The sequence below is a fragment of the Mycobacterium sp. ZZG genome, assembly GCF_054786995.1.
On record NZ_JBTBFV010000067.1, the window covers coordinates 20613 to 27325 of the forward strand.

A 6713-nucleotide genomic window follows, 5' to 3' on the forward strand; every position below is an offset into this window, starting at 1 on the left:
CATGGCACACCGGATCACCCGCAAGCATTACGCCGAACTGTACGGCCCGACCACCGGGGACCGGGTCCGGCTGGCCGACACCGAACTGCTGGCCAGGGTGGAACACGACGCCTGCGTATACGGCGACGAATCGGTGTTCGGCGGCGGCAAGACCATGCGTGAGGGCATGGGAGTACATGGGGACATCACCAACGGCCAAGAGTCCGACTGCGCAGGCGCGCTGGATTTCGTCATCACCAACGTGCTGATCATTGACGCGGTGCTGGGAATCCGCAAGGCCGACATCGGGATCCGCGACGGGCGGATCGCCGGCATCGGGAAATCGGGGAATCCCAGGACGATGGACGGTGTCGACCCCGAGCTGATCATCGGGGCCGGGACCGACATCCGGTCCGGCGAGGGCATGATCGCCACAGCAGGCGCCATCGACGTGCACGTGCACTTCGACAGCGCCGGATTGGTCGACGAGGCGATCTCGAGCGGGATCACGACGATGATCGGGGGCGGTTTGGGTCCCGTCACCGTCGGCATCACCTCATCAGGACCGAACAACCTGGCCCGGATGCTGCGTGCCGCAGAAGGTTTCCCGATGAACTTCGGGTTCATCGGCAACGGCAGCGCATCGAGCACCGCCCCGCTGATCGAACAGGGTCTGGCCGGGGCGATCGGCTACAAGATCCACGAGGACTGGGGCGCGACGCCCGCGGCGATACGGGCGTCGCTGGACGCCGGCGACCAACTCGACCTGCAGGTCCAGATCCACACCGACACGCTCAACGAGTCCGGGTTCTTCGAGGACACGATGGCCGCGATCGGCGGCCGGCCCATTCACACCTACCACGCCGAGGGCGCCGGCGGCGGCCACGCTCCCGACATCATGCGCGTCGTCGGAGAACCGTACTGCCTTCCGTCGTCGACGAATCCGACGAACCCGTTCACGCTGAACACCTTCGACGAGCACCTCGACATGGTGATGGTCTGCCACCACCTCAACCCGCGTATCCCCGAGGACGTCGCGTTCGCCGAGTCCCGGATCCGGCGCGAGACCATTGCGGCCGAGGACGTGCTGCACGACCTGGGCGCCATCTCGGCGATGGGGTCGGACTCGCAGGGCATGGGCCGCATCGGGGAGACGATCGCGCGGACCTGGCAACTCGCGTCGCACATGCGGGCCACTCGCGGGCCACTCCCCGGCGACGAGGGGACCGGCGCCGACAATGCCCGCATCCTGCGTTACATCGCGAAGCTGACGATCAATCCAGCCAGGCTGTTCGGCATCGACCACGAGGTCGGCTCCTTGGAGACGGGCAAGCTGGCCGACATCGTGTTGTGGGAACCGAAGTTCTTCGGTATCAGGCCCGAGGTGGTGTTCAAAGGCGGCTTTCCCGCGTGGTCGGTGATGGGCGAGGCCAACGCGTCGCTGATGACGTGCGAGCCACTGCGCTACCGCCCGCAGTGGGCAGCGTTCGGCCGCACCCCCGCCGATGTGTCGGTGAATTTCGTGGCCGCCGCTGCCGTCGACGCCGGCCTCGATGAGCGACTCGGTCTGGACACCCGACTGGTCGCGTGCCGTGGAGCGCGGGCACTGACCAAGGCCGACCTGCTGCACAACGACTACCTGCCTGACATCACCATTGAGCCCGACACCTACCGCGTCACCGTCGACGGAGAGCCGTGCGTGAGCACCCCGATGAGCCGGGTGCCGCTGGGCCGCCGTTACACCCTGAAATAGCAAGGAGCACAGCATGACCGAGGGTGCAATCCGCATCGGCATCGGAGGTCCGGTCGGCTCGGGCAAGACGCGTCTCGTCGAGTCACTGGTACCGAGGTTGTCCGACGCCGGCTTCAGCGTCGCCGTGATCACCAACGACCTGGTGACCGACGAGGACGCCCAGCGCGTGCGGCGCAGCGGGGTGATCGACCCGAACCGCGTCCTTGCGGTGGAGACCGGGGCCTGCCCGCACACCGCGATCCGCGAGGACCCGTCGGCCAACCTGGCCGCCGCCGACCGATTGAACCGGATGTTCCCCGACCTCGACCTCATCCTCATCGAGTCCGGCGGCGACAACCTCGCGGCCACCTTCACCTCGGATCTGGTGGACCACTGGATCTTCGTCATCGACACCTCCGCCGGAGACGACATCCCGCGCAAGAAGGGCATCGGCCTGCTGCAGGCAGATCTGTTGGTGGTCAACAAGATCGACCTGGCGCCGCTGGTCGGCGCCGACCTCGACATGATGCGGCGCGACTGCGCACTGGCCCGGCCCGCCAAACCGACAGTGTTCACCGACCTACGATCCGGCCACGGGGTGACCGAGGTCGTCGACCGCCTACTCGAGGGCGCGATGCTCACCGCGAGCCGCCCGTGACCGCCCCGACCATCCGTCCGGGTGAACTCGACGTGGAGGTCGTCGCCGACGCGACGGGCCGCACCCGCACCAGCACGCTGCGCCAGCGGTACCCCCAGCGCGTCACCACCGCGCTGCACTGTGACCCCCGCCGGCCGGGCGCGGCGACCCTGTGCGTACAGAGTCCCAGCGGCGGCGCGTTCTCCGACGACGAGTTGCACACCGTCGTGCGCTGCCGACCCGGAAGCGACCTTCACCTGACCACGCAGGCCGCCACCCAGGTTTTTGCCGGAGCCGGCGCCGGGGCCCGCCACCGGCTCGACTTCACCGTCGACTGCGGCGCGGTGCTCGAGTACTGTCCCGGAACCGTCATCCCACACCGTGATTCACACTTTCGGCAACAGCTGGACCTCGCGGTCACCGCCGGCGGCGTCTATCTCGGCTGGGAGGCCGTCGCGTCCGGGCGTATCGCCCACGGGGAGCGATTCGGTTTCACCTGCTATGACAGCGCATTCGTGGTCCGTGTCGACGGATGCGCCGTGGCGAGAGACCGTCAGGTGATCCGGCCCGACGAAGGTGACCCGGGACCGCTACTCGACACCGACTACCTGGGAACCTTCCTTGCCGTCACCCCCGGCCACGACGGCGGCGCCCTGCTCGACAACGTCCGGTCGGTCCTCGACGGCACGGCGGGCGGCGCAGGCCGGTTGCCCCGTGACGCGGGAGTGTTCGCGCGCGTGGCCGTGCACCACGCACCGGAACTCCACCGCATCCGGCAGCAACTGTTCCACGCCGTGCGGCGCACGCTGTTTCCGGAGTCAGGGCAACGATGAAGGCGGTAGACATACTCGGTGACATCGCCGACGGCAGGTTCAGCGGACGCGCACGTCATTACGTCGACATCGGCTGGGGCGACGCGGCCAAGCATCGGCAGCTGGTCACCGCCGATTCCGGGCTGACCGTCCATATCGACCTGCCGCGCGGCGTCTTCCTGCGCTCCGGAGCCGTGATCGCCGATGACGGCGCCGCCGTCGTCGTGGTCCGCCGGCCCGCCGAGGACGCTATCGCCGTACGGTTCGCGGACAACTGCGCCGCCGCCGGGGCAAGAAGAATGCTGATGCTGGGATATCTGCTCGGCAACCAGCACGCGCCGATCGACGTCGACGAGGACGGCGTCGCCGCGCCGTTGTTCACCAGCGCGCAGGCCGCCCGGGAGATGCTCGCCGGGCTCGGGGTGGCCGGTGCGGTCACGGCCGTGCCGTTGGCGCGCGACGGTTGGTCACGAACCTCCGCGGACTCGCATGCCGGCCATCACCACTGATCCCGATGTCGCGTTGGCGATGTGGCTGCAATTGCACGACAGCGCTTTTCCGTCCGGCCGGATGGTGCACAGCCAGGGTCTGGAGCAGTGGTTGGCCGACCGGCCCGACGTCGGCGCCCCGGAGGTCGGTGCTGTCGTACTCGCCTACCTGGCCGACGGCTACGCCCCATTGGACGGCACGCTGACCGCGGCGGCCTGGCGCGCCGCGGCACATCTTCCGCGGCTCTGCGAACTCGATGACCTGGCAGGCACATACAAGCTGTTCGACAACGCCCGGACAGCGTCGGAGTCGGCGGGGACGCAACTGGCCGCCGCCGCGCGGCGTGCCGGGCTCGCCGAGCGCTGCCCGTACCTCACCGCAGTCACCGACGGAGCCACTGCCGGTCACGGCGCCGTCGTCGACGGCGCGTTGCAGGCGCAGCTCGGCGTCCCGCAGCGGCTCGCGGTGCTCGGATCGATGCGGTCGATGCTGGCATCCATGCTCAGCGCCGCGGTGCGAATGGGACGGCTCGGGGCATTGCAGAGCCAGCGGTTCCAGACAGCCGCCGCGCCGCGCCTCGTCGAGTTGGCACGCGTAGCCTGCGATCGAGACATCGACGACGTGTACAGCGTCGCGCCGGCGCTGGAGATCGGCGGGATGCGCCATGAAACCAGAACCACCCGGCTGTTCACCACTTAGTGGGCCGATCTGCGCCGACGCGGGGCCGGTTAGGCTTCGGAGGCGTGACGGTACGACGACTGCAGCCCTACGCGGTGACGATCTTCGCCGAGATGTCGGCGCTGGCCGCCCGGGTCGGCGCGGTGAACCTCGGCCAAGGCTTTCCAGACGAGGACGGACCTGACTCGATGCTCAAGGTGGCCCAGAATGCCATCGCCGAGGGCGTCAACCAATATCCGCCCGGCCTCGGCGCCGCGTCGCTGCGGCAGGCGATCGCCGATCAGCGCAGACGCCGCTACGGCACCGAGTACGACCCCGACACCGAGGTGCTCGTCACCGTCGGCGCCACCGAGGCCATCGCGTCGGCGGTCCTCGGTCTCGTCGAACCGGGCTCGGAGGTCCTGCTCATCGAACCCTTCTACGACTCCTACTCCCCTGTCATCGCGATGGCCGGGTGCCACCGCCGCGCCGTCCCGATGCGCCGCGACGGTCTGGGCTTCGCCATCGACATCGAGGGACTGCGGGCCGCCGTGACCCCGAGGACCCGAGCGTTGATCGTCAATTCGCCGCACAACCCGACCGGTGCGGTGGCCACCGACGACGAGCTGCGGGCGTTGGCAGAGCTCGCGGTGACGGCCGATCTGCTGGTGATCACCGACGAGGTCTATGAGCACCTGGTCTTCGACGGTCGGGAGCATCGGCCGTTGGCCAATTATCCGGGCATGGCGGACCGGACCATCACCATCTCCAGCGCGGGAAAGATGTTCAACGCCACCGGATGGAAGATCGGGTGGGCCTGCGGGCCAAGGGATCTCATCGCCGGCGTGCGGGCGGCCAAGCAGTACCTGAGTTATGTGGGCGGCGCCCCGTTCCAGCCGGCCGTCGCGCACGCACTCGACACCGAAGACGCGTGGGTCGACGCACTGTGCGCGACGTTCCAGGACCGCCGTGACCGCCTCGGCTCGGCGCTGAGCGACATCGGTTTCGAAGTCCACGACAGTCAAGGCACCTACTTTCTGTGCGCGGATCCCCGCCCACTGGGCTACCCCGACAGCACAACGTTCTGCGCGGATCTGCCGGAGAAGGTGGGTGTCGCAGCGATCCCGATGTCGGCGTTCTGCGATCCCGGTGCCGCGCATGCCGACGCGTGGAAACACTTGGTGCGCTTCGCTTTCTGCAAGCGCGATGAGACCCTCGACGAAGCGATCCGGCGGCTCCGCGCCCTTCGGCGGCGCAACTAGCTCGCCACCCCGGCGGACGGCCTGCCGGCAATGCCGCGCGGCGTGGGCCTACTGCGCGGCGAGCACGCGGCGTCGAAGGTTCTCCAGCGCCACGTCGAGCACCATCTTCTTCGCCCGTTTGACAAGGAACCTCGGATACGGTGCGGCCAGATCGAGGATCAGATCAAACCTGACACGGGTGCGATCTTCACCGACCGGCGTCAGGTTGTACTCACCGTGCTGGCAGCGCTGCCGCGACGTCCGTTCGGCATCCCACACCACCCAGGTGTCACCCCAGTGGTACTCCAGGAGCTCTCTGTCAGTCAGCCCCATCACGCTGACGGTCGTCCTGACATGGTGCGGCCGGCCGTCGGGATGGCGGTCGACCACTTCGGTGTCTTTGTGCAGGGACGACCACGCGGCCACCGCCTCGACGTCTGCCAGGGCGTCCAGAATCGCCTCTGGCGGGGCCTCGATCACGACTTCACTGGAAGCACGCACCGCCATACCGGCAAATCCTAGCTAGGCGATCGGCCTCCCGCAGAGGAATCGGCAGCTAACTTCGCCCATCTACCCGGCCGGCGCGTTCACGCCTTGATGACCTTGAGTACCTGCTTGCGCAACCCGTCGGTGGCAGTCTCGACGCCGCCCTTCATCGTGCGCTTGACGATGAAGCCCGGCAACGGGACCGAAAGGTCGATCGATATGTCGAACGTGACCTTGGTCTTGTCGCCGTCGGGGGTGAGGCGGTAGCCGGCGTCCTGCGCCTTGAGCTGGGTGGCCGAGACCAGCGTCCAGGTCACTTCGTTGTCGCCCCAGGTGTATTCGATCACCTGCTCATCGGTCAGCCCGGCGGCTTTCACCGTCATCCTGACCCGCTTGGGCCTGCCGTTGTCGTAACGCTCCAGCACTTCGGCCTTCTGGTACTGCGGCGACCAACTCGGGGTCGCCTCGACGTCGGCGATGACGTCGAGGATCTGCTCGGGGGATGCTTCGATCACGACCTCGCGGGAGTCCTTGGTTGCCATGGCGCGACCTTAGCCTCGATCCACTGATGAATTGGGGTAGGTGTGCCTCGCTGGGCTGTTGAGGGCTGGTCCTGGTCGCGGGCAGGGGGTATCTGCTGGTCTGTCCAGCTGTTCCTGTGCGCTCCGGTCGGGCCTTTC

The 6713-nt window shown here is 68.0% G+C and carries 8 protein-coding genes; 6 read left to right on the forward strand and 2 right to left on the reverse strand.

Features of this window, described 5'->3' with window-relative positions:
* Window position 1 precedes the first annotated feature (1 nt).
* From ureC to ACXMYJ_RS25085, 6 genes are read left to right on the forward strand one after another with little or no spacing between them, the layout of a single operon-like run.
* Window positions 2-1732, forward strand: coding sequence for an urease subunit alpha (gene ureC, locus ACXMYJ_RS25060; protein ID WP_460359150.1), 1731 nt, complete (start codon window positions 2-4; stop codon window positions 1730-1732).
* Between the two features lie 13 nt (window positions 1733-1745).
* Window positions 1746-2369, forward strand: coding sequence for an urease accessory protein UreG (gene ureG / locus ACXMYJ_RS25065; protein WP_443189093.1), 624 nt, complete (start codon window positions 1746-1748; stop codon window positions 2367-2369).
* On the forward strand, window positions 2366-3181 hold the full coding sequence (locus ACXMYJ_RS25070; protein ID WP_460359151.1) for an urease accessory protein UreD: 816 nt from the start codon (window positions 2366-2368) through the stop codon (window positions 3179-3181). The genes ureG and ACXMYJ_RS25070 overlap by 4 nt, the downstream gene beginning before the upstream one ends.
* On the forward strand, window positions 3178-3669 hold the full coding sequence (locus tag ACXMYJ_RS25075) for an urease accessory protein UreE (protein ID WP_460359152.1): 492 nt from the start codon (window positions 3178-3180) through the stop codon (window positions 3667-3669). The genes ACXMYJ_RS25070 and ACXMYJ_RS25075 overlap by 4 nt, the downstream gene beginning before the upstream one ends.
* On the forward strand, window positions 3650-4348 hold the full coding sequence (locus ACXMYJ_RS25080; protein WP_460359153.1) for an urease accessory protein UreF: 699 nt from the start codon (window positions 3650-3652) through the stop codon (window positions 4346-4348). Before ACXMYJ_RS25075 ends, ACXMYJ_RS25080 begins: the two co-directional genes overlap by 20 nt.
* A gap of 44 nt (window positions 4349-4392) precedes the next feature.
* On the forward strand, window positions 4393-5568 hold the full coding sequence (locus ACXMYJ_RS25085) for a pyridoxal phosphate-dependent aminotransferase (RefSeq protein WP_443189097.1): 1176 nt from the start codon (window positions 4393-4395) through the stop codon (window positions 5566-5568).
* A 48-nt stretch (window positions 5569-5616) separates the two neighbouring features.
* Here the strand turns inward: ACXMYJ_RS25085 and ACXMYJ_RS25090 are convergent, their stop codons facing one another.
* Window positions 5617-6054 carry an SRPBCC family protein gene (locus ACXMYJ_RS25090; protein ID WP_260755339.1) on the reverse strand — a complete coding sequence of 146 codons (438 nt, stop codon included), beginning with the start codon at window positions 6052-6054 and terminating at the stop codon, window positions 5617-5619.
* Between the two features lie 80 nt (window positions 6055-6134).
* Window positions 6135-6575, reverse strand: a complete 441-nt coding sequence (locus ACXMYJ_RS25095; RefSeq protein ID WP_460359154.1) for an SRPBCC family protein — start codon at window positions 6573-6575, stop codon at window positions 6135-6137.
* Window positions 6576-6713 lie beyond the last annotated feature (138 nt).